Raw genomic sequence first — 24,081 nt, 5'->3', positions numbered from 1 at the left:
GATTCCCTGTACTGGTTGATTTTCCTTAACTTTTTGGCGGTTTTTTTCGGTTTTTTCCTGTTTGACTTCAGTAATTTTCTCGGTTCTACTTTGGAGAAACTATTTCGCCCGCAAAACGATCAAATTAGACGAATTATCCTGGGTTACACTATATTTTTACTGGGTTTTAAGCCAGAAATACATTGATTAAACCCAGATAGGTTTTCACTCACTTGAGGAGATTCAACAAATTTTACGGTCTAAGTTTAACAAACTTATCAACAAAAATGTTAAACTTTTATTTTTTTTTAATCTCTTCTCGGAAACGCAGACTTTTCAAGGGATTTTCGTGAATTAATGGTTTTCCATCTTACCATGATTATTTTTCAATTATTATAATTTGAATATAAATTTTTGTAACAAAAATTAATTATTTTTGAAGTTTTGAGGCAAAAATAATCACAAGGTGGCAAAACACGGGAAAAACTATCCGCCAATTAGTCTTAAACAGGAACCTGACAATTTTATTCAGGCGATCGATCTCCCATTTCCCTTGCCTCCATGAACGAATGAGCAAAAATTGAGCCTCCGGGATTTCGCGGACAAAATATTCTGGATGATTTTGGATTCACACTGAGGCTTCTCCAGCTAGACAGACCAAAAATTTAGCCAAACATGTAGCCAAACATTAGGGTAAACATTAGATTAAACATTAGGCTAAACATTAGATTAAACATTAGGCTAAACATTAGATTAAACATTAGACAAAACATTGCCGAGAAGCCTACCGGGAATATTGGCCGGTTAATGTCCGCTGTCGATCGCCCGCTATGGTCAGAGGATTTAGTGCTTCATATGATGTGAGAAGACCACCGATAGATTCACATATATATGTGATTCGGCTAATAATTGGTTTAATAGACAATTCTGGCTTTCATAACGGATCGATCCCCCCCAACCGATAGCGGATCCATCGCCACTCTGCTTTTTAGCATTTTGCCAGAATTGTCTAATGACTGAGGAAATACTCAGGAAATAATGACTTAACCCATGATGACAATCCTTTGCTCTTGATAATTGTCTAATAAATTGTCTAGTAAATTGTCTAGTGATTTGATTAAGAAATATAAACCCGATTGGTCTTGACTAAATATCGGTGATTCAGAAAATTAAGTGATGAAATTTTGACATAAAAACTTAGGTGGTTGACCACCAAAGCCCATAATGGTTTTACCAGGCAAAAACTCCCCAGGAAAAATTGTCCAAATTGCCATAGTATGATGACATATCACCGTTGACTAAGTTGGCCGGATACTTGTAATATATTTTAATATAAAATACTAAAAAGTCGTGTACAATACTAAGTATCAATAAAAGACAAGTAAATATCTCAGGACAACATATAAAACCGCAGAGGGATATATCCCCCATCAATCCTCAAACCAAGGAAGATCGGCAAGCTCTGCTCTCCTAGTCAAATCAGCGATCGCTTCAATGTTTCGTCAATCACCAGCTAAATATCCTGAGAGAGTAAAACTCAAAGGCTGGGAGCAGGGGGTTCTTTGTACCTATTTGCCAACAAGTCAAGAATTGATCATAATCGCCAGAAATATCTGACAATTTTTCTTTTCTATCTGTACTAACAGCATTGATGGATTCAGCGATGCAAATAGACAGATACTTGTTCAGGGTAAGGTTGTGAAACTTTCGTCGGATTTTCCAGACAGTTACACAACCAATAAATCAGGTTTTCCCAACAAATTTTCCCAAAAAATGCTTACATCTCCATTGATTGCTAACGAGGTTAACAGGCGATCGAGGCAGCAATTAAGTGAGAATAGCAGGAATCAATCAGGCCAAGTGACTCAATTAACCGAAAATTGACCTCGCGGATAATTGAGCGAATTAATCTCTATGAATGAGGAACATATTATGAGTAGTCAAAATGACACACCAGTGGCAACCCAAGCCCCAGAAAAATCAGACAACACCAATGGAAATATTTATCGGAATGTATCAGCATCATCACTAATTTTAAAAACTTTAGCTGACAGAGAATCAGAAATATTGAGTGATGGCAAAGCAGACAATTGGGATCATCACAAAAAAAACACCTATGGACTGGAATCGTTACAACTGAAAAATCTGGGCAATGTTTATCGAAATTTATCGGTTGCCAAACTGATTGAACATTCCCTCGCCCGTGGCGAAGGTGTTTTAGCAGAGAATGGGGCGCTATGTGTCAAAACTGGCAAATATACCGGGCGTTCTCCAGATGATAAGTTCATCGTTGATGAGTCTTCTTGTCACGACGAAGTAGACTGGGGCAAAACCAATGTACCCATCACTGAGAAAAACTTTAATCGGCTCTATCGACGAGTAATTTCCTACGTTCAAGGTCGTGACCTTTATGTCTTTGATGGCTATGTTGGGGCTGATCCTAAATACCGTTTTGGGGTGAGAATTATCAACGAGTACGCCTCCCAAAACTTATTTGCCCATCAACTCTTTATTCGTCCCACCGCAGAAGAACTCAGCACTCATCAAGCAGATTTTACTGTGATTGCCGTTCCTGGTTTACAGGGAGATCCTGAAATTGATGATGGGATTAATTCTGAAGCGTTTATCGTGGTTCATTTTGCCAAGAAATTAGTCATCATTGGTGGTTCTAAATATGCCGGAGAAACCAAGAAATCTATCTTTGGCATGATGAATTATTTTATGACCAAGCAAGATGTGCTGCCCATGCACTGTTCGGCCAATATGGATGAAAACGGCAAAACTGCTCTATTTTTTGGTCTATCCGGTACGGGTAAAACCACTCTGTCCGCTGACCCAAATCGTAAGCTGATTGGGGATGATGAACATGGCTGGTCTCGGGAAGGAATCTTTAACTTTGAGGGCGGTTGCTACGCCAAAACCATTCGCTTATCCCGAGAAAATGAGCCGCAAATCTGGGACGCAATTCGCTTTGGGGCGATGATGGAAAATGTGATTCTCCATGCAGACACTCGGATTCCTGATTATGATAGCGATCGCCTGACGGAAAATACTCGTGTGGGTTATCCTATGGAGTTTATTCCCAATGCGGTGATTCCTGGGGTGGGCGGTCATCCAGATGCAGTGATTTTCCTCACCGCTGATGCCTTTGGGGTGCTGCCCCCGATCGCCAAGTTAACTCCCGAACAAGCAATGTACTATTTTATCTCCGGGTACACCAGCAAGTTAGCAGGGACAGAACGCGGTATTACTGAACCAAAAGCGACATTTTCTGCCTGTTTTGGTAAACCATTCCTGCCCTTGTCCGCCACCGCTTATGCCCAAATGCTGGGCAAACGGCTGGCCGAACAAACTCACGAGGTGGGAGTGTATCTGGTGAATACCGGCTGGTCTGGTGGCCCCTATGGAGTGGGCAAGCGGATTGCGATTAAGCATACCCGGGCGATGATCTCTGCCGCCCTGGATGGGTCACTGAAAAATGTGCAGTTCCGTCCGCACCCGATTTTCAATATCTTAGTGCCGGAATCGGTTCCTGGCGTTCCCGACAGTATGCTCGATCCCAAGAATACCTGGAGCGATCCCGACGCTTACGATCAGCAAGCCAAAAAATTAGCCAGTCTCTTTGTGCAAAACTTTACCCGCTACCCAGAAGCAGCCCCAGAAATTGTTGCCGCAGGCCCGATTGTCGATTAAGAGACAATGAGTTTGATTGATTAGATGAAATCCCCAGCAATCTAGAACTACTGGGGATTTTAAGTCTCTCGATCATGCCCTAGGTGGTGCCCTAGGTGGTGCCCTAGGTGATGGGCAAGGGATGGGCAAGGGATGGGCAAGGAATGGGCAAGGGATCCCAGGCTGATGCGCGATCGCCCCCACAAGTGAAAACTTTCTAAAGACCCAAACTCATCACAAATCTACTCTAAAGCTTGACTGGAATTAGCTTTCAGACCCAGATCAAGCGCCAACCCTCCTCAAAGACTCGTTGTATTGTTAATTCTGTGGACTCACAGGAGTTTTGGATAAATTATGGCTACCTTAAAAGTCGGTATCAATGGATTTGGTCGGATCGGACGCTTGGTTTTCCGGGCTGGCATCAACAACCCCAATATTGAATTTGTGGGCATTAACGACCTAGTTCCCCCTGATAACCTGGCTTACTTACTAAAATATGATTCCACTCAGGGCAAATTCTCCGGCACAGTGGAAGCCAAAGAAGATGGGATGATTGTCAATGGCAAATTTATTCCCTGTACCGCCGTTAGAAACCCCGCCGAATTGCCTTGGGGTAAACTGGGCGCGGATTACGTCGTAGAATCTACAGGATTATTTACCAACTACGATGGCGCTGCCAACCATATCACTGCTGGGGCAAAAAGGGTGATTCTGTCTGCACCGACGAAAGATCCAGAGAAAGTGGCAACTTTTTTGGTCGGCGTCAACCATGACAAATTCGATCCGGCAAAAGACACCGTTGTATCTAACGCCAGTTGCACCACAAACTGCTTGGCCCCCATTGCCAAAGTGATTAATGACAAATTTGGTCTGGTGGAAGGACTGATGACCACGGTTCATGCTATGACGGCCACTCAGCCCACCGTTGACGGACCGAGCAAAAAAGACTGGCGCGGTGGTCGTGGGGCCGGACAAAATATTATCCCCGCTTCCACCGGCGCAGCCAAAGCCGTGACTTTGGTGTTGCCAGAACTGAAAGGTAAACTCACCGGGATGGCTTTCCGGGTTCCCACCCCTGACGTTTCCGTGGTCGATTTAACCTTCCGCACCGAAAAAGCCACCAGCTACAAAGAAATTTGCGCGGCTATGAAAGAGGCTTCGGAAACTTCCCTTAAAGGCATTCTGGGTTACACCGAAGATGCTGTGGTGTCTATGGACTTTGTGGGTGATTCTCATTCCAGTATTTTTGATGCTGATGCCGGAATTGAACTCAACTCCCATTTCTTTAAGGTGGTTTCTTGGTATGACAACGAGTGGGGTTATTCCTGCCGGGTGATCGATCTAATGACATCAATGGCTAAGAAAGAAGGAATTTTGAACTAACATTTCTTTTGCATGAAGAAGCCCGGTTTGTTTATAAACCGGGCTTTTTCCCATCCTTACAGCGCTTTTCTTTCTTCCTGAACCACGGTAGGTCCCGCGCATTCCGGCAGTAGGGGCCCGCGCATTCCGGTAAATAGCTTATTACTTAAAATATTAACTGGACTGCCGGAATGCGCGGACCCGTACAATCTTGTAGGGGCGAATGGCCATTCGCCCCTACGGAATGCTTCGCCCCTACAGGTATTTGTGGTTTACTAAACAGACAATTGCTGTAAGCCTGCCCCCGTGAACACGGGGGCAGCCCCCCGCTTTAGAGAAAAGAGAAGTGAGAAAAGAGAAAAGAGAATTTTCCTCCTCTGCTCCCCCGCCCCTCCGCTCGATTGACGGCCTCCTCATGGATCAAACCCTATATCCCTGTCCTTGCTGTGGCTATCACACTTTAACGGCACCGCCACCAGAAACTTATTCAATTTGTCCGATTTGTTGTTGGGAAGATGATGGAGATATCCAGCGATTATTTGGCGATCGCATTAGTCAATCTAATCAAGTTTCTTTACGACAAGCCCAACGAAACTTTATGGAATTTGGGGCTTGCGAACCAGAATGGTTAGACTGGGTGCGATCGCCTACCCCTGAAGACTTTAGAGATCCAAATTGGCAACCCCTAGATATTATTATTGAACAGCGGCGAATTGCCCTGATTTCTAAAATTACTTTAGCTTTTCAAAACACCGAACTTAAAGGGGGCATTACCATCCATCAAGCCAGGGCATTAGATGACTATGAAGACCCGGAACAGGCTCGCCAAATTGATGCTCATCTCCCCTGGCAGGAAATCCCAGATAAGTGGCTGGAGAATTTCTCGGATGTTTTTGCTTTTATGGATGGCAAAGGATTTCGCTATTATATCCCAGCTTATATGATTTGGTGCTTGAAATATCAACAGTTTGAGAGTAACTCTTACTGGAGTACCATTGACTATTTGAAAAAGCCTCATCACGACCATTTTGATTTTTTTAGTGATGAGCAAATTACTGCGATCGCAGAATTTATTGAACTGATAGATATTACCTAAAAAAATTATATCTCTTGCAAAATACCGGCTTCGATCCCCCCAACCCCCCTTAAAACCGCCAAAGTGATCCGCACCGCAGCATAGCTGCGAACGGCTTTTCAGAATTTTGCAATAAGTCTATTGTTTTGCCTCTTTACCCGTTATAATAATCCCGCTGCTTGACTAATTGCCGAGGCTAATTTATGCGGTTGATCGGTGCCAATCAGAAAATGCTTGCCCGATCGCCGGGTAATTTCTACCGCATCTAAACCGGATACGTTAAACATCCAACCTTTGGGGGTTAACCGAATCCCCCAGCCGTAATACCAAGGATAACGAATGGTTTCCACGGCGGTAATTTCTGCTAAATCAAACTGTTTGCGAACCAACCCAAGCCCAAACCAGCAATAAATTTTAGTTTCAGTAATTTCCACGGTCAAACTGCCAAATAAAATGGTCATCAATATCAGCATAAATGCCGTGAATCCAGCAATTAAAAGAAAACCCTTGAATACTAAGAAAATAATCATGGGTACAATCAAAGCCGCCCCGATTAAAATCATGGTGCCAATTTGGGTATGTTTATAAGTGTTCATCTTTTTACTCCTGCTTATTGGTTATTAGTTTTTGGTTATTTGTTGGGTGGGGATTCTTTGGGTATAGATTCTTTGGTTATGACGTACCCAAGAACGAATAACCAATAACCAATAACCAAAACAAATAACCAATGAATGCTGTTAACCCTCGATTAGAATATGCTCAATTTAATCTGCTTGCCGCCGCCGAACATGATAGGTGGGAAATGTGCCATAGCCTTTAGCTAGGGGAATTTGTCCTACATAATCGCAGGTAAAATCTGTGACTCTTTCCGAGGAAGTCATGGCGGCAAATTCTTGACTGGCGTAAACTTTTCCGGGGGGAGAAATTGGCTCAATTCTCGCTGCATGAGAAACATGAGATCCAATATAATTAATTTGTCCAGTAACCGGATCAATGAGTCGATAAACTGGGCCTGAATGTAAGGCAATGCGTAAATTTAAATCTTTGGGTAGGTTTTTTTCTTCCCAGTTGGTACGGTTGATAAATTCACAGAGTTCTAGGGCAAATAATCCGGCATCTCGGACGGTATTAAAGACAAAATATAGTCCATCGCCCCAGGTGTTTTTCATTACGGGGGCATGGGGCGATCGCTTGATTAAATCGGCAACGGCACCGAGGAAATTTTGCAAAAATGGCAACATTCGATCCTCCGTTAATCGGGAAAATTGCACCACATCGGCAAATAATAAAGCCACGATTTGCCGTTCACAAGATGTCGGTTTCTTGTGCAGAGATTCTTCAATTCGCTTGGCGATCGACCATTCATAGATCCCCGGCTGTTTCAAAGCCAGTGATCTATGAATGGCTGTAATCGGGCTAGAAGATATTTTTTGATCGTAAGATGACAAAATCGCCGTTAAATCAATCACCTCTACTTGATAACCCCATTTTTCCCAGTCTTGAACTACACTGCCAGTCCCCCCAACTCCTCCCGGTTTGCCATCCCATACCGCCAAGGGTACTAAGTCAGTTTCTAACTGTTCTGATCGCATTTTGGCTAACCCATGAAGCAGCCGGTTAGCATATTCATAAACCACGTTGCCATGTTCCAAACATTGGTGCGAAGGCACGATTACTTCTGTGGCTTGTTCCAGTACCCGATGGAAGCGTTTTACCCAATTGCTCCCAGGAATAATATCCACTGATTCTTTAATAAATTGTTCTCGTTCGTAGGGCAAAACTACATGGGCTTCACCTCCCAATTCTAGGATCGCTTCCAGAAATAAAATATCTGCCCCGCAAGCGGCAGAAGCATAACCCAAACGAGCGTCTAATTTTTGGAGGCGATCGCGAATAGCTTGATATACTTCGGTTTCTAATTCTAGGGGAAATCTGGGAGATGGGCGATCGGGTTGGTCAATCATGTGTCCTGTAAATACCGCCACGCGAGGAATGGGCAATAAGTCCCGCATAGTTGCCGATGGCCACCCGGTTTCTGCATATTTTAATAATAAAGTGGCATTGCGTCGAGTAGAACTTAAATCCCCAAAGCGTTTTTCTCCCAACTGGACAGCGCGAGCATACCATTGTTTGGCTTCGGAAAATTGCTGTAAAATTAGACAACTTTCGCCTAAAGTCGCCACCAACCAATAATCATCACTGGTTCTTTGCTGCAACCGTTGTAATTGCGCTAAACAGCGATCGCGCACCTCTTCTGCTAGGGTAAACGCCTCTTTTTTGTCCCCGATTAACATAGCCATTGTTGCGGCGTTAATTCCCGGATAATAACTATCACTACGCTGATAGGCTTCTTTATACCGTTTCGCCGCTAATTTTAACTGTTCTTTTTTCTCTTCTGGATCCGTAGTTTGGAGACCTAAATCTTTATGCGTCCGAGCCAAAAGACTAATGGTTTCTTCATCGTGATGTCCTGATTCTAGCAGTTCCAAGAGCATCGAATTAGCCCGATGAGTGGCACCGCTACGCGCCAAAGCTAAAGCCATTAATTGCTGTAAACGAATATCATTAGGCCATTTTTCTAACCCTTCAGCAATCACATCATAAGCCATTAAAGGCTCACCTAAACGGAGGATTGAATCCCCCAATACTCGATAAATATCGGGAGTTTTCGGATGGAGATGAATAGTTTCTCGTTTTATTTGCAGCAAAGAAAGTAAATTCAACTCAGAGGACTTTTTTAAACTTTCTAAAATTGGCACTAAATTTGTTGTCGTATCGCCGTTATTTTCATTCTGATTGGGGAACCAATTTTGATATGCTGATAAATTAGTGGCATTTCCTTCAATCCGATAGCCTAACGCCAAAAAAGTTTTAATCGCACCTAATGCGGTGCGGCGATCGTATTCTTTCTCCGATTCCGGTAAATCTTCATAAGGAACTAAACAGGGATGTTCTTTTTTGACATCATCCCGTTTTTCTCCATATTTCCAACCATCGGCTAATCGCTGTTGTGACCAAAGTTCGTGGGTGTTTTTCGCTAACAACTCAGTGAGTTTTAGGTGTTCAGTGGTCAGAATCACCTTTTCCGTATCTATGGGTTTTGGCTGGTAATTCAAGATATTTTTCTCCTTTGCCTAAAAAATGATTCAATTGAAGACGGTCACTTTGTGGGAAAATATTTGTTTATATTATATCTATGGTTATATCTATTGTGGCGATTCCCTCGCCCTCAGAAAGCGGATCGCCCTTAACCTTCTTTAATATAGCCGTGAATATAGCCGTGAATCTCTGACATTTTTTCGGGTTCCATATCCCTGGGCTGACTAAAATTTTTAGCAAAAAAATTGTTATTGCCAAAGAATTGCATCTACAATTTTAATTAAACAAATAGATTTCGGAGCATCAGAAATGAAACTCTCTAGTAAAAATCTGGAAACTCGCCTGGACACCCTCTATGATGCCATAGTAGTCGGTGGCGGTATGGGGGGAATTTCTGCCGCCATTTATCTCGCTCGCTATGGTCTGAAATGCCTGATAGTGGAAAAAGGCAAAGGGCGATCTTTTTGGATGCAGGATCTTCGCAACTATGTCGGACTAGATCCTCATACCCCTGGGCGGGATATTTTAAAGGATGGCACCGAACAAGCGATCGCCTGGGGTGCGGATCATCTACGGGGCTATGTAGAAGAAGCGATCGATGAAGGGGAAACCTTTGCCGTCCGGGTGAAAGTGGGCAAAAAAGATCCTACAGGTTCGGTATTTCGCAGCAAATATTTAATCGCCGCTTCCGGGATTATCGATGTGCTGCCCCAACTAGATAATATGCAAAATGTCTATGATTATGCAGGCTACACCCTCCATGTCTGCATGATTTGTGACGGCTTTGATATGTGGGATCAAAAAGCAGTCTTAATTGCCGGGACTGAAGGGCAAATTAATGCCGCATTTGTCCTCAACTGGTTTACTCCTTATATTTCTGTGCTAACTCATGGTTTGTGTTCGGTGAGTGATGCCATGAAGCAGAAACTCGCGGATCATGGCTATCCCCTCTATGAAGCCGCGATCGCCCGCTTTTTAGGCGAAAATCATCAACTCAGTGGCGTCGAACTGGTAGATGGCACCATTGTAGAAGCCACCACAGGTTTAGTCAGCATGGGTTCGATTTACCACAACCAATACCTCAAAGGAATTCAAGGACTAGAGTGGGACGGCGAAAACTTAATCACCAACAATATGGCCCAAACCAGTCATCCGCGAATTTTTGCTTTGGGTGATTTAAAACAAGGACTCAATCAAGTCTCGATCGCCGTCGCCGATGGGACTTTAGCTGCCACTCAAATCTGGCGCAACATTCGGCGGGCTTCTCCTCCCCGTAAATGGGAAGAAAACTTATTAGCCACTCGGTAATTATTAAAAATAAAACCCCCTGCCATCGACAGGGGGGTTGGATCGCGAAATCATTCTGATTCAATATGAGTGCGAGATCGGTGAGTGATGTTCGGCGATGTTTTATGGGGCTAAAGCATTCCCACGGAGTAAGCTACCAATGGTCTTGGCGGTAATCTTTAGCTGCACCAAAGGATTCGCTGGAACCACCGTTTTGTAGAGATAGCTGTCAAAGGTGAGTTTCTGCACATCCATATCCGCGCACATTTCCACGAATGCCTCGCGGGTAGCGTCGGAACGGTAAAACACTCGTTGCAGAATATCCAGCACCAAATAGGTCATGCCATACTGTTTATCCCACTTTTTCAGATAAACTTTCAGGTCATCTTCCGTAGGAATCCGTTGGCCACCATTGGAGGCTTCCACAATGGTTTCCGCACACATCCGGGCTGATTTTGCCGCAAAGTAAATCCCTTCACCGGAAGACTTGGTGACGGTTCCTGCGGCATCACCGACTAAGGCAACCCGACCGACTACGCGACGCGGACGGGGATGTTCGGGGATGGGGTGTGCTTCAACTTTAATAATTTCGCCGCCTTCGAGACGTTTGGCGGCGCGAGCCCGAATTCCGGCCTGGAGTTGTTTAATTTTGGCTTGGTTGACTTTCATGGTGCCGGTTCCTACGGCCACATGGTCATATTTGGGGAATACCCAAGCGTAGAAGTCTGGGGAAACATCGTTGCCCACATACATTTCCGCTAAGTCTTGGTAGTAGGCCATTTTATCTTCCGGCAGCCGAATGCGTTCTTGGAAAGCGATCGCATAATTATATTCACCGGCATCAATGGCTTTAGCCACGCGAGAGTTTGCCCCATCTGCACCAATCACCAAATCCACTGCCAGAGTTTTCTGGACTCCAGTAGCGCTGCCATCGGAATGATCCGCATAGTGCAGCACATAAGGACTGGTATTATTTGTAGGAATTTCCAGCTTATGAACGGTGCCGTTGATTACCGTCGCGCCCAACTTGGCAGCGCGATCGCGCAGGAACCCATCCAGGATTTCCCGACGGCACATCCCAATATATTCATCTGGTTTAACTAAGTGCAGATCCACTTCAATATTAGAAGGCGAAATCATCTTCATATTTCTGACTCGCCGATCCACAATTTCCGGAGGAAGGTCAAACTCACTGACCATACACAGGGGAATCGCGCCGCCACATGGTTTGGCATTGTCTAGCTTGCGCTCAAAGAGGTAAGTTTGAATTCCTGCTTTCACCAATGTTTCCGCAGCGGAAGATCCTGCGGGACCCCCTCCCACAACAGCAACCCGTAGTGCCAAAACTTTTCTCCCAAAACTTTTTCAGTGATCGTATCCGATCCTATCACGGACTGTAGGAGCCGATAATTCTCTCTTGACGAATTTCAATGAAATGCAACAGACTTTAACATTTCTACATAAATTAACAAAATACTTGATGATTATCCTTAGAATTACCCATAGAATCAGGGGTCAACCATAGACTTCTGGCAAAATTTTGGTCAGACTGCAACTTACGAAAATGCTCCAAACCACAAAAAAACCGACTAATTTTTTCCTAGAATTAGTCGGTTTTTTGATTTATTTTCATCCCATGAAACATGGTTCATGGTTTTGCCAAATCGGAGCGGCGGGATTCGAACCCACGACCCCTACCACCCCAAGGTAGTGCGCTACCAAACTGCGCTACGCCCCGTCTTGCCTGTACCATAATAGCACATTATTTTGTCCTGGCAAGGGTTTTTTCAAAAAGTTTTCAGAACTTGTACCGCGTGCAGCAATTCCGGGACAACGGTCTCTGGCCATAAGGCTTCACAGCGTCGCCCGGTATTGAAGATCGCCTGCAAATTATAGGCATGGGGATAGCCTTCTACTTGCATCCAGACTAAATCCGTCTCCGCTTCACAAGCAATTTTTTCTGAGTCCATCAACTCATCGGCCATCACAGTCATGTTTTGGGCTAATTGGATCAGCAAGCGACAAAAATCATCTAATTCCCCCTGAGTCAGTTCGATCGCCCAGTCTTCCGTCCCGACCAAGCCTTGATATTCGGGGGCATCTGGATCCCAGCCAATGCGCCAGCCATTGCCACTTTTGAGTAATTTTGCCATTGTTTTTTGTCAATCAGTCGGCAGAGAAAGGAGTAGGGGTGAACGGCCGTTCACCCCTAGGGCTCCCCGGCAGTTCACCCCTACGGCTCCCCCCTTTCAAAGGGCTGCTTCCTTTGCCCCTTCTTCTCTGGATCATCGCTGATAGTGCCAGCACTTAGTCAGCGATAATTTCTGGTTGATTCAATTCTTCCCACATTTCAACCACCGCTTGGATCACTGGCTTCATCGCCGGTTCGTCCATACTGTCAAAATCTTCTGCCCGCCGACGTTTTGCCCGATTTGCCACTTGGACGGTAATCCGGTAACGATTAGATGAGGCGGCAATCAATTCTTCTGCTTGACGCATCAGTTGATTATTCTGGGAAGGAGGACGGTGATACATATTACTGATAATTGATTGGGATAATCGCGGTTCAAACAGTCTGTCACCAAAAGGACTGACCCATCCGTCTTTAATGGTCTGCGGACAATGTCCACCGACATTTAAGATAGAGGGACTAAAGGCTTAATTTGAGTAAACCCTGACAAATTCAACCTTTATTTTAAGCGCAGAAATTCTTTGTCCAGGTTAGGGACAATCCAGAATCTCAACCTTTTGGGTCAACCTGTCTGCAACACCTATATTTATTATACTGCTTATGATACTGCGATCGGATTTTTTTCTAGATTTTTCTGGACTTAAGTAATTTTAATTTTTTTGATAAATTTTTTTGAATCGTCCTGATGATTTGCTGAATTTAAAAAAATCAGCTAACTGGCGAGGCACTCAAAAGCACCCAAAACCAGGCTAAAGCACTCACTAAGCCAACGGTAAATAAATATTTACTAAACATTAATATTTTTTTTGATGATTGTTTTTCATGTTTTTTTCCAATCAGTAAAGGGCATATTTCAATTTTTTACCTATATTTAAACGCTGATTTATCATTATATTTTTGCTTAATTAAAAATATGAATTAATCAATCGCCTCTGGGTATAAAAAAAATTACTTTTTTCGTTCAATCATAAATCGTTGATTCACATCTAAACCTACTCTAATGGTAATATCAGAATTAATATCTCCAATTGAACTGGCTTCAACTTTGCCCACGGTCAATAAATTTTGCAGCCATTCTGCTTCTTGAATATTGCCTTTTTGCGCGATAATCAGACTTTGACGTTGGGCGATCGCCCAGGGTTCAATTTCATAAACGTTTTTAAATCCTTGGGATTTTAGATATTGGGCTAATTTCTCACTGTCTTTGTGGTGATCTGTAGCATTTTGAATCGCAATTTTAATCGTTTTAGGAACGGGGCGATTTTCTGCAAAGTTTACGGGTTTATCCTGAAAATGTTCTTGAATAATTTGCTGTCGAATACCCGCATAAACCAACCAATCGCCACTTGCATCCTTGGGGGAATTACTAAATTTACCGGGCAGCATCAGCATTTTTAACTGCGGGGGCTGGTCTTGAACGATAAAATTGACTAAAGTCAGCATTTCTTCCGTGGTCAGGTTGGTGTCAATGTACTGTCGAAAAATTGAAATTATTTGAGGCCAAGCGCTGATTAAGGCTGGATTATAAATCCTTTGACGCAATGCCCCTAATAACGATTGTTGTCTTTGAATGCGCCTAATATCTCCTAATTCATCACTTCTAAATCGGGCAAATTGCATCGCTTGATTGCCATTAATGGTTTGCCAACCGGGAGATAAATTAATGGTTAATTGGCCGGTGATATCTGTATAAGACATGGCAGCGGGAACAAATATTTCTACCCCGCCAAGTAAATCAACTAATTCACTTAAAGCGCTAGTGCGAATTCTCACATAGCGATCGATGGGAATATAGTTAAAGTTAAGACTGACTACTCGTGACGCTAAGGCCGCACCCCCGATCGCATTTGCTTGATTAATTTTCCCGTAGCCATGTTCGGGAATTTTGACTAAAGTATCGCGAGGAATCCATAAAAGTGTAATAGAATAATTAGCGGGATCGCAGCGGAGTAAAATCATCGTATCACTGCGACCGGAAAACATATCGGCTGCGGGGAATTCCCCAGATGCTGAAGCAGGAATTACCGGATCGACTCCCATGATCAAAAGATTGATTGGTCGCGAGAGTTGATATTGCTTAAATCCTGGGGTTAATTTATTTTTGGGATAAAAATAGGATTCTAATGGCAGTGGGGGAAAATTGGGTCGCAATAAAGCGGCAACCCCGCCAAGAGTGGCGGCGGTGATGGCGATCAGTGAACCAGTAAAGCCCCAGTAGATTAGCCGTGCTACCATCTCAATGAATGATTTCGGAAGAATGAGTATTTTTGTCGGATCTGCATTCTAGACGCATTCTATCTGCATCCTAAAATAAGCACACCACATATATCACATATATAATGATAAACCACACAGTAATGATACCTGTGATTCTGGCGGGAGGAAAAGGGGAACGCTTCTGGCCCCTCAGCCGCCAGCAACGACCGAAGCAGTTTTTAAGCTTAGATGGCAGTGGCCGATCGCTGTTACAAGCTACCGCCGATCGCTTATTAGATATTAGTGGCGGTTGGCAAAATTTATGGGTAGTCTCGCGGGGTGATTTAATCGACGCTTTGCGAGAACAGTTGCCGGACTTGCCACCGGAAAATTTACTCCTAGAACCGGAAGGACGAGACACCGCCCCAGCAGTGGCTTGGAGTACCTGGGAAATTGTCCAACGTTATGGGGAAGATGCGGCGATCGGGTTCTTCCCCGCAGACCATTGGATTGACAAACCAGAGGTTTTTGAGCAAACTTTAACCGCTGCCAGTGAGTTAGCCAGAGAAAAACGGGCGATCGTCACCTTGGGGGTCAAACCGGGTTATGCCGCCACCGGCTACGGCTATATTGAACAAGGAGAAGCCGTAGGAGAATTTGGTGGGTTGCCCGCTTACCAGGTCAGCCGGTTTACAGAAAAACCGGATCTGGCTACTGCTGAGGAGTTTTTGGCCACGGGTCGGTTTAGCTGGAATAGTGGGATGTTTATTTTCCGAGGAGGCGTGGTTCTCGACGAACTAAGGCAATATGCCCCAGAAATTGTCAACCCGATCGCATCCATTGGGGTGGCTGGTTATGGGGAAGTTCCCAAAAAGAGTATTGACTATGCTCTGATGGAAAAGACTAAACTGGCTTATGTCTTACCCGTGGATTTTGGTTGGGATGATTTGGGGGACTGGAATGCGATCGCCCGCTTACTTCAAGGGGACAAACCCAATGTAGAACTAGCCCAACATTTGGGACTTGATACCACCGGGTCTTTATTCTATGCCACTGGGGAGGACGATCTAATTGTCACCATTGGACTAGAAGATATGGTGGTGGTGCGCGATGGTAAAGTCACCCTAATCGTCAAAAAAGACCGCACCCAAGAAATCAAGCAAGTTCTGAAAAAACTGCAAGACCATCCTAAATTTAGTCAAGAATGTTAATTGTTGATTGTTGATTGTTGATTGTTGTTTGTTGTTTGTTATTTGTTGATTGTTATTTGTCGATCCAACCAAGAACCAAAGAATCCCTACCCAATAACCAACAACCAACAACCAATAACCAACAACTAACAACCAACAAAAAATTATCGGAGAAAATAATGAGCAACGAAATCAAAGAAAGTCAACAAGATCCCATCCCCACCACCCAAGCAGCAGAGGGAGAAACCGAATCTAAATATTGGGGCGCAGTTACAGTCTTAGAAACCGGATCCCGTTATCGGATTAGTCGGGTAGAAGTCAAACCCGGACATCGGATGATGACCCAAGTTCACTATCATCGCAGTGAACATTGGATCGTAGTTTCTGGTACAGCTAAAGTCGTTTGTAACAACAAAGAAACTTTGGTTATGCCCAACCAGTCCACCTATGTACCTTCTTGCACTCCCCACCATGTAGAAAATCCGGGGGTTATTCCTCTGGTGATGATTGAAGTCCAAAATGGTGACTATTTAGGCGATGATGACACCGTTCGCTTATCGGACGAAGAAGCCGTAACCTGGAAATAGTATGATTTATAAACAGGGTTTTTTTGTGCAAAAAAACCCTGTTTTTTTTGTTGATTTTTGTTTTTTGAATAGATAAGTTTTTACCACAGAGAGACAGAGGAAGATGAAACTGCTGTAAGCCTCCGTTTTTAAGGGGGGTTGAGGGGAGCGATCGGCGATGAAAGCTTTGTTGTCTATTGATTAGCGAATCATAAAAATCGCCTTTAATATTCTTGATATAGCGAGTCTAAATCAGTTTGGCAAAAGCATCGTACATTTTCAAATTAGGAGAATTAATTGATCTTTGAAGCAAATCTCCACCAATCTTTTCACTGAACCAAAACTCTTACATCGGTAATGGAAGCGCCTAATTTTTTAACTTCTAGCCAAATTACCTCAACTGTATTTTCTTCCATAAGTCCGAAGAATATCGCAAATAATTGACTAATTTTTTCGCGCTTTTTCGTGATTTTGTAATTTTTTTTCATTTATTCTTCGATAGCTGGCACCGTCTCAAATTAAGCGATTCGCGCAGCGATCCGATCAAAGCGGAATCGCCTATCTTACTACCAGAAAAGCGATCGCACCCTTAACCCTTAAAATTCTCTTACCAATAATGGTAATTAGTGATAAGTGTAAAAGCGAAGAATCTTTGATATACTTCGCTTCACTACGTTACGTTCAGTATGACATTTGAAACGTTTTGACTTTCGCAAGAGGTCTAATCACTAAAAGACTGAGTGTAAACGGTAATATTGCCACCCATGTCAGCCTGGAAAAAAGGTTTAAAAACACCATTAACAGGAAATTGTGAATTCATATCTCCCCAGTAGTTACCATCTTATGTATGAGCATGGAAATAGATGTATCGGTTACTAATTCTTGCATTTTCACCCAAGACGAATATTTTTTGACCTGGTTCAATTTGCCAATATCCATCAGTGATCCACTGTGTTGGTTCTTCACCAACCATACAAGCTTCGCCACCATCATGTGTTGAACATTCCTCACGAACACCTTCCTTGCCATCACGACGAGAATGAACAGCAACCCAGATAGTTTGGCTTGACTTGTTATATAGATATACATCAAAAAAGTCACTTCCTGGAATAACTTCTGGAAGAACTTCATCTGGAATGATGTCACAATCATCATTCCATACATCAATACGCTTGAGTAGAAGCTTGATTAATAATAAAACTACTACTAAGCAAACCTAAACAAAGACCACTAACTAATGCCGTTTATTTAACTATTTTAATAATTTTTTTAACACTAAATTTACCTCTTTTAACAAATTATTTTCAATTAAAATATACGTCTTAATTATACACAATAAGCAATCTTGATTACCATACAGCCGTATTTTATCGTGTAAATTGTTAATAAAATTTAAGAATAATGTCCTAGATTATCGTAAAATATCGTAGTACAATAAAGTTTAATGAATAAAAACCTTAGTGTTAATGAGTTCTATGACTATTACAGAAATTTTACAAATAACCGATCGCTTAATTTTATCCCAAACAGGAAAACACTTAAATGATTTACAAGAAACAGTCATTAAAGGAGCATGGCAAGGTCAAACCTATCAAGTTATAGCAGAGGAGTGTCAGCATAGTGAAAGTAGAATTAGAGATGTAGGTTATGAGTTATGGAACCTTTTATCTAAAGCATTAGGTGAAGATATAAAAAAGAATAATTTTTGTTCTACTTTTGAAAAATTAAATATTGAATCATACCCAAACTCATCCCCAAAATAATTCTTAAATCATGTTATTATAAATAGCAATAATAATAATAATTTTTGTCATACACAAGCTTTAAGGCGACTAAATAAACAAGAACAAGAAAATATTATCAAGAATAAATTAAGTTATCTCGATTTAACCTTAGCGCCTAAAGTAATCAAATTTTCTAACAGAGAAACTGAATTACAAACCCTTTCTAACTGGATATTTAATCAAAATACTCCTTTAATCTCGGTTTTAGGATTATCAGGAATTGGCAAAACTGTTTTAGTTAGAAGATTTATTGATTTAAACTTAGATAGCTTTCAAGTAATTATTTGGAAAAATCTTGAATTAACTCCCTCCTTAAATCAAGTTATCACCGAAATATTAACCACAGTTGAAACTCCAGAAAATTTTAAAAAATCGCCGGTTCGCCAGTTATTAAATTTCTTAAAATAAAAGCGATGTTTAATCATTATTGATGATGTGCAGCATATCTTTACTCCGGGACAATTCGCTGGACAATATCAAGCTGAATATAAAGATTATCAAAATTTATTCACCACGATCGCTGAAACAGAGCATCAAAGTAATATTATATTAATCAGTCAAGAAAAATGTGCTGAAATGCAATGTTTAGACGCTCGCCTATATCCCGTTAAAGCTTTAGAATTATTAGGCTTATATGACATTAATATTTTAGACAACACAGGTTTAAATAATCAAGATAGTTGGTTAAAATTAATTCAGCTTTATGAAGGTAATCCCACTTACTTAAAAGATATTGCCAGTTTAATTCAATATATTTATGATGGTGATGCAGCAGATTTTTTAGCATAAGCTAGCTTAGTTGCTACTCAAAAAATGCAACTTTATTTTTACAATTTATTTAACCGTATATCACCAATTGAACAGCAAATACTCTTAGAATTAAGTAAATTTGATCAACCTAGGTCTAGAGAAGAATTAAAAGAAAATTTAGCTTTGTCTTCAGTGGATTTTGTTAAGGGTTTACAATCTTTACAATACAGATATATAGTCACAAAAATTAAGCCGGATAAAACTTTGTTTAAATTGTCTCCAGTATTTAGTGAATATGTGAGAAACTACTGTAAAGATTGATTAGACTTCTGGCAAAACTCATTCAAAGCCCCCAACCCCCCTTAGCCCAATGTCGAAGGTATCGGCGCCTTCTGAGCCGATCGCACCTATAATAATAGACAAGAATGCTTTCCCAACCCAAAAAGCCGATCGCAGTTTTAAGGGGGGTTGGGGAGTAAGCGAGAATATTGCTAACAAACCGGGTTTTTTTCAAAAAAAGCCGGTTTCTCATTTCTGCTCACTTTTTCACATTTTGTTGGGCCGCTTTAGTGATTTCTTTAATCGCCCCTAAGTCCGGCGCCGGGGTTTCACTATCCATTGCCAACCAGAGTAAATACTCAATATTACCCGCAGGTCCGGCGATCGGCGACCAAATTAAGCCGCGATATTGCCAGCCAAATTCTTGGGCAGCTTGTAACACTTGAAAAATTGCTGACCCTTGGTCGTCCGGATCCCTGACTACCCCATTTTTCCCCACCCGCGATCGCCCCACCTCAAACTGTGGCTTGACCAACCAAACCACTTCTCTCGGTGGTTGCAACAATTCCCAAAGGGCTGGCATAACTTTGGTTAAAGAAATAAAGGAAACATCTACCACCCCCAAGTCCGGCAATTCTGGGCGATCGCCATATAACTCATCCCTGGTCAAGTGGCGGATATTCGTGCGTTCCCGCAACACCACACGGGGATCGTTCCGCAAACCCCAATCCACCTGACCATAACCCACATCAATGCCATACACTAACCGGGCGCCTGCTTGCAGCAAACAATCGGTAAAACCGCCAGTAGAAATGCCCCCATCCAAACAAATCCGATTTGCTACAGTTATGGGATAAACCGCCAAAGCTTTGGCTAGTTTTTCGCCCCCTCTGGAAACGTAGGGCGATCGCTCTTTTACCTCGATTTTTGCATCAATTTTCACCTCGGTGCCTGGTTTATCAATTACCTGGCGATCCACCATCACCTCCCCAGCGCGGATCAGCCTTTGAGCTTGTTGCCGAGAAGAGCAGAGGTTGAATTCTACTAATAATGTGTCGAGTCGTTGTTTCGCCATACTTCAAATCATCCTTATGCTTGTTCATCTCACCAAAACCAGCGATTCGCGCAGCGATCCCGAAAGGGAATCGCCCCTGAAATCTTACCAAAACAAAACCGGAGCTTTCATCATCCTTTCTCCGTAAAAACTCGGTAAAAACTTGCAGCGCTCTCTCTCACTCAAATCAGTGTCACAAATCACAAAAAATCGTGATTATCATCACATCTTTTTGATAAAAATTAACAGACAATAAAAATATAAAGACAAAAAATCAGTAAAATTACTGTTGACTTATACCAGGGAATGTGCTATGTCTACCGTCAAATACCGAGCGGATGCAGTTGTTGCATCCGATGAAAATCCGCCTATGGCGATCGTCAGTGGAGAAAGCATCTACATCGTCTATCCCACAGGAACCGTTTCAGCCATTAAAAAATCTTTAACCGATTGTCTAAAAATAAAAGAACTGCTTGCTCATTGCGACTTCTGGGGCGATCTGGCAATTTTCTAACTTAGTCAAAAAAAATTTAGCCATAAATTAGCCATAAAAATACCAATAAAAAATAACGGTGTAGCGTTTACTGTGACAAACAACTCACCGTCGAGTTAATTCACCACAGCAGCCGCCACACCGATGATGGAAACCGATAATTGAAACTAACGCAAGGCAATCAATCATCAAAGGATAGAAATTTTGCCACCACCAGAGAGGCAAAATTTAACAGATCCAGGCGATCGCATTTCCTCCACGCAAATCTCACAATTAAACATCTGTTTCAGCCAATTCCCGGATCATATGATCGAAAGGCTCATCCAACCAATCACCGGGCTGAATTCCCGCTGCTTCTACAGTCCCTTTCACCATATCCTTGAGAATCCCAATCCCCACCACCGTCGGGCCAATGGGTACACTCAAGGAATTATAGGTTTCCCGTAACCCTTGGAGGACGCGCTCATCCAGCACATCGGTGCTACCAGCAACCAGGGCATAAGTGGCATAGCGCAGGTAATAGTCCATATCCCGCAAGCACGCAGCATAGCGACGAGTCGTATAAGCATTACCACCAGGACGAATCAGTTCCGGTAGATCGGAAAATAACTGAGAACCGGCTTGCTTCACCAGGGCAGCCGCATTGGCGTTAATCACCGTCGCCGCTTGGACTCGTGTGCTGCCAGTTTCAAAATAGGATTTCAGTTGATCGATCGCATTCCGATCCAGGTAACGACCTGTCACATCATAATTTTTAATTAGACTTGTTACTGCGTCCCGCATTAAATTCTTCTCCCAAAATTATCAACAAAAGAGTTACGATTTGTAACTCAATCCATACCTTATGATTACCCGCTGTCAGCGCCATATCTGACCACCCAGAGTTATTTACCCAAAGAATAGGTAATAAAACTTAGCAAAGTTAAGGATCCGAGAGAATCCCGATTTATGTGCTTGGGTCATCAGAAATACAGTAGACAATAGTTTACTACAAATCGATTCCCGGAAAAATGCCTAACTTGAGTGGCGTTTATGCATTTAGTTTCTCGAACTCGTCAACATTCCCTGAGCCTTATCGGAGGCTTGAGGAGATTTCTTAATCTTTTCTCTATGTACCCATAAGGAAATCTGTGATTAAATCCAATCAACGTTGTAAAGCTGTTGTACGGATCGGGGAACAAATTTGTAACAATGGATACAGAAATTCTCAAAGCTTGTTCTAATCTGATGCAGGGATCATCGAAACCAAAAATGAACTGAAAGGCGGCAGTTGCCCTATACGAGCGATCTCCTAAAGCACCAAATTTAGGATCTGGGAATGATACACAGCCAAGTTGCGTTATGTGACCACAAAAATGACTTATAGACATTCTGTACACATATTCAGTACAACAGCAGCTAGATAGAATATCTGATTCCGTTGTTTGACAGGAGTAGTTGAGATCGAAATCTAGCTTAATACACTACGGATCTATCTAATGGTAAAAAACACCGCCTTTGCTCACTTACTCCTGAATAGGGAGTCAAACCTCACTGAAGATACAGGGATTTAGCTATGCCTGAGACGCCTCAAGAAGTCTTAAACCTAATTCGCGAACAAAACATTAAAATTATCGATCTTAAGTTTATCGATATGCCAGGAATCTGGCAACATTGCTCGTTTTACAAAGATTTGATTGACGAAGATGCTTTCACCGAAGGCGTGGCCTTTGATGGATCCAGTATCCGGGGTTGGAAAGCAATCAACGAATCCGATATGTCAATGGTTCCCGATCCGACAACAGCTTGGATCGACCCATTCTATGCCGAACCAACTCTGAGCATGATTTGCAGTATCAAAGAGCCTCGGACTGGCGAATGGTACAGTCGCTGCCCCCGCACCATTGCTCAGAAGGCTTATGATTATCTGCTTTCTACCGGGATTGGTGATACTGCTTTCTTTGGCCCGGAAGCGGAGTTTTTCCTCTTTGACAGTGTTCGCTTTGACCAAACCGAGAACAAAGCTTTTTACTACGTTGATAGCGTAGAAGGGCGTTGGAACTCTGGGAAAGAAGAAGAAGGTGGCAACCTGGGCTACAAGCCTCGCTACAAAGAAGGCTATTTCCCAGTGGCACCGACCGATACTCAGCAAGATATTCGGACGGAAATGCTGCTCACGATGGCCAAATGCGGCGTTCCCATTGAGAAGCATCACCATGAAGTGGCTACTGGCGGCCAAAACGAATTAGGGATTAAGTTTGCCCCATTAGTCCAAGCCGCTGACTATTTAATGACTTATAAATATGTCATTAAGAACGTGGCCAAGAAATATGGCAAGACCGTGACATTCATGCCCAAGCCTTTGTTTAACGATAATGGTTCGGGGATGCACACTCACCAGTCGATTTGGAAAGCAGGCACACCTTTGTTCTGGGGCGATGGTTATGCCAACTTGAGCAAAACTGCTCTGCACTACGTCGGTGGTATCCTGAAGCACGCTCCCGCATTGTTGGCCATTACCAACCCGACGACGAATTCCTACAAGCGCTTGGTGCCTGGTTTTGAAGCTCCAGTGAACTTGGCTTATTCTAAAGGCAACCGTTCGGCGGCGGTGCGGATCCCTCTGTCTGGCAGTAATCCCAAGGCGAAACGGTTTGAGTTCCGTTGTCCTGATGCCACTTCTAATCCTTACCTGGCTTTTGCGGCCATGCTTTGTGCGGGGATTGATGGGATTCAGAATGAGATCGATCCTGGGGAGCCTTTAGATGTGGATATCTATGACCTCAGCCCTGAAGAATTGGCGAAAATCCCCTCTACTCCAGGTTCTCTGCTCGATGCCCTGAAAGCCCTGGAAGAAGATCACGAGTTCTTGACCCGGACTGGGGTATTTACGGAAGATATGATTACGACTTGGATTGAGTACAAGTTGGATAATGAAGTTAACCCCATGCGTCTGCGTCCACACCCCTACGAGTTTGCCCTCTATTACGATGTGTAATTAGAGTGAGAGTCTAATTAGAGTGAGAATGATTGATTGATTGATTGCACCGCCACTTTCATTAGTGGCGGTTTTTTTCTGGTAAATGGTGACTGAAAACGGTTTTTTTGAAAATAGAATAATAGAA

At 42.9% G+C, this 24,081-nt stretch carries 19 protein-coding genes and 1 tRNA gene; 10 read left to right on the top strand and 10 right to left on the bottom strand.

Annotation, left to right across the window (positions count from 1 at the left end; all coding sequences use genetic code 11):
• The first annotated feature begins 1,911 nt into the window (after positions 1-1,911).
• The 3 genes from pckA (at position 1,912) to ABWT76_RS18000 (ending at position 6,109) form a co-directional block, all read left to right on the top strand.
• On the top strand, positions 1,912-3,672 hold the full coding sequence (gene pckA, locus ABWT76_RS18010) for a phosphoenolpyruvate carboxykinase (ATP) (RefSeq protein ID WP_054468806.1): 1,761 nt from the start codon (positions 1,912-1,914) through the stop codon (positions 3,670-3,672).
• 333 nt (positions 3,673-4,005) lie between these two features.
• A complete protein-coding gene (gene gap, locus ABWT76_RS18005) occupies positions 4,006-5,034 on the top strand; it encodes a type I glyceraldehyde-3-phosphate dehydrogenase (RefSeq protein WP_054468808.1) in 1,029 nt (342 codons plus the stop codon).
• A gap of 394 nt (positions 5,035-5,428) precedes the next feature.
• Entirely contained in the window at positions 5,429-6,109 is a 681-nt protein-coding gene (locus ABWT76_RS18000) for a DUF6714 family protein (RefSeq protein ID WP_072160875.1), read from the top strand.
• 140 nt (positions 6,110-6,249) lie between these two features.
• Here ABWT76_RS18000 and ABWT76_RS17995 read toward each other — a convergent pair whose 3' ends face one another.
• Complete coding sequence (locus ABWT76_RS17995) at positions 6,250-6,684, bottom strand: hypothetical protein (protein WP_054468810.1); 435 nt, start codon at positions 6,682-6,684, stop codon at positions 6,250-6,252.
• A 168-nt stretch (positions 6,685-6,852) separates the two neighbouring features.
• Positions 6,853-9,204, bottom strand: coding sequence for a TRAFs-binding domain-containing protein (locus ABWT76_RS17990; protein ID WP_354634721.1), 2,352 nt, complete (start codon positions 9,202-9,204; stop codon positions 6,853-6,855).
• A gap of 292 nt (positions 9,205-9,496) precedes the next feature.
• Between ABWT76_RS17990 and ABWT76_RS17985 the strand changes: the two genes are divergently transcribed.
• Positions 9,497-10,495 carry an NAD(P)/FAD-dependent oxidoreductase gene (locus ABWT76_RS17985; protein ID WP_054468813.1) on the top strand — a complete coding sequence of 333 codons (999 nt, stop codon included), beginning with the start codon at positions 9,497-9,499 and terminating at the stop codon, positions 10,493-10,495.
• Between the two features lie 102 nt (positions 10,496-10,597).
• Here the strand turns inward: ABWT76_RS17985 and chlP are convergent, their stop codons facing one another.
• The 5 genes from chlP to ABWT76_RS17960 form a co-directional block, all read right to left on the bottom strand.
• Positions 10,598-11,818, bottom strand: coding sequence for a geranylgeranyl reductase (gene chlP, locus ABWT76_RS17980; RefSeq protein ID WP_054468815.1), 1,221 nt, complete (start codon positions 11,816-11,818; stop codon positions 10,598-10,600).
• 320 nt (positions 11,819-12,138) lie between these two features.
• Positions 12,139-12,212 (bottom strand) — tRNA-Pro (locus tag ABWT76_RS17975).
• A 49-nt stretch (positions 12,213-12,261) separates the two neighbouring features.
• On the bottom strand, positions 12,262-12,627 hold the full coding sequence (locus ABWT76_RS17970; protein WP_354634720.1) for a DUF1818 family protein: 366 nt from the start codon (positions 12,625-12,627) through the stop codon (positions 12,262-12,264).
• 154 nt (positions 12,628-12,781) lie between these two features.
• Positions 12,782-13,009: a DNA-directed RNA polymerase subunit omega gene (locus ABWT76_RS17965; protein ID WP_054468819.1), complete on the bottom strand. Its 228-nt coding sequence runs from the start codon at positions 13,007-13,009 to the stop codon at positions 12,782-12,784.
• Between the two features lie 604 nt (positions 13,010-13,613).
• Positions 13,614-14,900: an LCP family protein gene (locus ABWT76_RS17960; protein WP_354634719.1), complete on the bottom strand. Its 1,287-nt coding sequence runs from the start codon at positions 14,898-14,900 to the stop codon at positions 13,614-13,616.
• Between the two features lie 122 nt (positions 14,901-15,022).
• Here ABWT76_RS17960 and ABWT76_RS17955 point away from each other — a divergent pair, with 122 nt between their 5' ends.
• Both ABWT76_RS17955 and ABWT76_RS17950 read left to right on the top strand, forming a co-directional pair.
• Complete coding sequence (locus ABWT76_RS17955; RefSeq protein WP_054468823.1) at positions 15,023-16,072, top strand: mannose-1-phosphate guanylyltransferase; 1,050 nt, start codon at positions 15,023-15,025, stop codon at positions 16,070-16,072.
• Between the two features lie 158 nt (positions 16,073-16,230).
• Positions 16,231-16,638 carry a phosphomannose isomerase type II C-terminal cupin domain gene (locus tag ABWT76_RS17950; RefSeq protein ID WP_054468839.1) on the top strand — a complete coding sequence of 136 codons (408 nt, stop codon included), beginning with the start codon at positions 16,231-16,233 and terminating at the stop codon, positions 16,636-16,638.
• A gap of 308 nt (positions 16,639-16,946) precedes the next feature.
• Here the strand turns inward: ABWT76_RS17950 and ABWT76_RS17945 are convergent, their stop codons facing one another.
• Complete coding sequence (locus ABWT76_RS17945) at positions 16,947-17,105, bottom strand: hypothetical protein (RefSeq protein ID WP_354634718.1); 159 nt, start codon at positions 17,103-17,105, stop codon at positions 16,947-16,949.
• Positions 17,106-18,092: 987 nt separating this feature from the next.
• On the opposite strand from ABWT76_RS17945, the gene ABWT76_RS17940 reads away from it, so the two are divergent.
• Both ABWT76_RS17940 and ABWT76_RS17935 read left to right on the top strand, forming a co-directional pair.
• Positions 18,093-18,380: a hypothetical protein gene (locus ABWT76_RS17940; RefSeq protein ID WP_054468827.1), complete on the top strand. Its 288-nt coding sequence runs from the start codon at positions 18,093-18,095 to the stop codon at positions 18,378-18,380.
• A 456-nt stretch (positions 18,381-18,836) separates the two neighbouring features.
• Positions 18,837-19,190, top strand: coding sequence for a hypothetical protein (locus ABWT76_RS17935; RefSeq protein ID WP_354634717.1), 354 nt, complete (start codon positions 18,837-18,839; stop codon positions 19,188-19,190).
• Positions 19,191-19,689: 499 nt separating this feature from the next.
• Here ABWT76_RS17935 and ABWT76_RS17930 read toward each other — a convergent pair whose 3' ends face one another.
• Entirely contained in the window at positions 19,690-20,505 is an 816-nt protein-coding gene (locus tag ABWT76_RS17930; RefSeq protein ID WP_054468830.1) for a TlyA family RNA methyltransferase, read from the bottom strand.
• Between the two features lie 292 nt (positions 20,506-20,797).
• On the opposite strand from ABWT76_RS17930, the gene ABWT76_RS17925 reads away from it, so the two are divergent.
• The gene (locus tag ABWT76_RS17925; protein WP_054468833.1) at positions 20,798-20,998 is read left to right on the top strand and encodes a hypothetical protein; all 201 of its coding nucleotides are present in this window, start codon (positions 20,798-20,800) and stop codon (positions 20,996-20,998) included.
• Between the two features lie 252 nt (positions 20,999-21,250).
• Here the strand turns inward: ABWT76_RS17925 and apcB are convergent, their stop codons facing one another.
• A complete protein-coding gene (gene apcB / locus ABWT76_RS17920) occupies positions 21,251-21,760 on the bottom strand; it encodes an allophycocyanin subunit beta (RefSeq protein ID WP_190878759.1) in 510 nt (169 codons plus the stop codon).
• 772 nt (positions 21,761-22,532) lie between these two features.
• Here apcB and glnA point away from each other — a divergent pair.
• On the top strand, positions 22,533-23,954 hold the full coding sequence (gene glnA, locus ABWT76_RS17915) for a type I glutamate--ammonia ligase (RefSeq protein ID WP_054468837.1): 1,422 nt from the start codon (positions 22,533-22,535) through the stop codon (positions 23,952-23,954).
• Positions 23,955-24,081: the final 127 nt, after the last annotated feature.

This window comes from Planktothricoides raciborskii GIHE-MW2 (genome assembly GCF_040564635.1).
GTDB lineage: Bacteria > Cyanobacteriota > Cyanobacteriia > Cyanobacteriales > Laspinemataceae > Planktothricoides > Planktothricoides raciborskii.
Note: the sequence above shows the minus strand (reverse complement) of the source record. Positions and strands in the feature narration are given on the sequence as shown.

Coding starts and splice junctions, on each gene's coding strand:
- pckA (WP_054468806.1), top strand. CDS start 1,912: ATGAGTAGTCAAAATGACACACCAGTGGCAACCCAAGCCCCAGAAAAA.
- gap (WP_054468808.1), top strand. CDS start 4,006: ATGGCTACCTTAAAAGTCGGTATCAATGGATTTGGTCGGATCGGACGC.
- ABWT76_RS18000 (WP_072160875.1), top strand. CDS start 5,429: ATGGATCAAACCCTATATCCCTGTCCTTGCTGTGGCTATCACACTTTA.
- ABWT76_RS17995 (WP_054468810.1), bottom strand. CDS start 6,684: ATGAACACTTATAAACATACCCAAATTGGCACCATGATTTTAATCGGG.
- ABWT76_RS17985 (WP_054468813.1), top strand. CDS start 9,497: ATGAAACTCTCTAGTAAAAATCTGGAAACTCGCCTGGACACCCTCTAT.
- ABWT76_RS17970 (WP_354634720.1), bottom strand. CDS start 12,627: ATGGCAAAATTACTCAAAAGTGGCAATGGCTGGCGCATTGGCTGGGAT.
- ABWT76_RS17965 (WP_054468819.1), bottom strand. CDS start 13,009: ATGTATCACCGTCCTCCTTCCCAGAATAATCAACTGATGCGTCAAGCA.
- ABWT76_RS17960 (WP_354634719.1), bottom strand. CDS start 14,900: ATGGTAGCACGGCTAATCTACTGGGGCTTTACTGGTTCACTGATCGCC.
- ABWT76_RS17955 (WP_054468823.1), top strand. CDS start 15,023: ATGATACCTGTGATTCTGGCGGGAGGAAAAGGGGAACGCTTCTGGCCC.
- ABWT76_RS17950 (WP_054468839.1), top strand. CDS start 16,231: ATGAGCAACGAAATCAAAGAAAGTCAACAAGATCCCATCCCCACCACC.
- ABWT76_RS17945 (WP_354634718.1), bottom strand. CDS start 17,105: ATGAAAAAAAATTACAAAATCACGAAAAAGCGCGAAAAAATTAGTCAA.
- ABWT76_RS17940 (WP_054468827.1), top strand. CDS start 18,093: ATGACTATTACAGAAATTTTACAAATAACCGATCGCTTAATTTTATCC.
- ABWT76_RS17930 (WP_054468830.1), bottom strand. CDS start 20,505: ATGGCGAAACAACGACTCGACACATTATTAGTAGAATTCAACCTCTGC.
- ABWT76_RS17925 (WP_054468833.1), top strand. CDS start 20,798: ATGTCTACCGTCAAATACCGAGCGGATGCAGTTGTTGCATCCGATGAA.
- apcB (WP_190878759.1), bottom strand. CDS start 21,760: ATGCGGGACGCAGTAACAAGTCTAATTAAAAATTATGATGTGACAGGT.
- glnA (WP_054468837.1), top strand. CDS start 22,533: ATGCCTGAGACGCCTCAAGAAGTCTTAAACCTAATTCGCGAACAAAAC.